At 65.0% G+C, this 628-nt stretch carries 1 protein-coding gene and 1 pseudogene; both read left to right on the plus strand.

Going from position 1 to position 628, the window contains the following annotated elements; genetic code table 11:
- Positions 1 to 192 (plus strand): annotated as a pseudogene (locus AC097L_RS26340) (CoA pyrophosphatase); the annotation flags it as partial.
- A 33-nt stretch (positions 193 to 225) separates the two neighbouring features.
- Positions 226 to 628 (plus strand): CobD/CbiB family protein (locus AC097L_RS26345; protein ID WP_479589636.1); only part of this gene is annotated, 403 nt, incomplete at its 3' end.

Consider the following 628-nt stretch of genomic DNA (forward strand, 5'->3'; position numbering starts at 1 on the left):
GTGGCCGATGCCTTCGAGGTGCCGTTGGCTTTTCTGATGGACCCGGCGCACCACCGCCGCCACGCGTTCGACTGGGAAGGCGTGCAACGCGAGTGGTTTTCCATGCCTTACACCGACGCGCAGGGCGAGCGCTTCATTTGGGGTGCCACGGCGGGCATGCTGCGCAATTTCTACCGATTTTTGGCGGCCTGAAAACCCGTCACGGCAGCCCGTTATCATCCTGCCATGAGCTTTTTTGCGATCATGTTTGCGCTCTTGCTGGAGCAAGTGCGCCCCGTAGCCCGAGACAACCCCATCCACGGCCTGGTGCGTGCTTGGGTGCGGGCCTCCAGCCGCAACCTGGACGCGGGCACACCCCAGCATGGCTGGCTCGCCTGGGCCCTGGCCGTCGTGGTGCCCAGCTTGGCTGCGCTGGGCCTGCACTGGTTGCTGGTGTGGGCCATCGGCTGGCCGGTGGCAGTGCTGTGGAACGTGGCCGTGCTGTATGCCACGCTGGGTTTTCGCCAGTTCAGCCACCATTTCACGGATATCCGCGATGCGCTGGAAAGTGGCGACGAACCGCTGGCCCGCGAGCGGCTGGCGCATTGGCAACAGGTGGATGCCAGCGAGCTGCCACGCAGCGAAATCG

It is taken from the genome of Rhodoferax sp. RT5P35, assembly GCF_056521385.1.